Origin of the sequence: Nocardioides sp. CPCC 206348, assembly GCF_048654705.1 — a bacterium.
Lineage (GTDB): Bacteria > Actinomycetota > Actinomycetes > Propionibacteriales > Nocardioidaceae > Nocardioides.
The window spans coordinates 33,741-34,226 of record NZ_JBMCZA010000236.1 but is presented as its reverse complement, the minus strand read 5'-3'; the positions used below and the strand labels follow the sequence as shown (position 1 = coordinate 34,226).

The following is a 486-nucleotide window of genomic DNA, read 5'->3' as shown; positions in this document are numbered from 1 at the left end:
TTGGGCTCGGCGTCGTCGATGAAGAGCACCCGGTCAGCAGGTAGGCCGAGCCGGTCCAGGGCCAGCTCGTAGATCGCGGCGTGGGGTTTGCGAAGTCCGACTTCGCCGGAGATGACGACCGGGTCGAGCAGGGCGTCGATCCGTGCGCGCGGGTAGGTGTTTCCCCAGCTGTTGGAGAGAAGCCCGACCTCCAGGCCGGCGAAGCGCAGCTCTTCGGCCAGGAGAAACATCTCTGCATCGGGCTGCATGCCTGCGAAGAGCCGGCTCAGGATCCCGTCCGGGGCCACTGCGCTCCCGTCCGTGGTCTGCAGCTCGGCTGCCAGCAGGGACTCGAAATCCGCGACCGCGAGCTCGCCGGTCTCCATGCGGTGGATCGGCGTACCGTCCTGGGCATTGCGGGACAGCCACGCCTGCAATGTGCGCGAGAAGGACTCCGGCTCGATCGCATCCGCGGCCAGCCAGTCGGCGATGGAATGCTTCACCGGA

Annotated in this window: 1 protein-coding gene; it reads right to left on the bottom strand. The window is 67.5% G+C overall.

The genetic code is table 11. The features are described from left to right. On the bottom strand, nucleotides 1-482 hold a 482-nt coding region (locus ACOADB_RS27195; RefSeq protein WP_378606450.1), incomplete at its 3' end, for an HAD-IA family hydrolase. Between the last annotated feature and the right edge of the window lie 4 nt (nucleotides 483-486).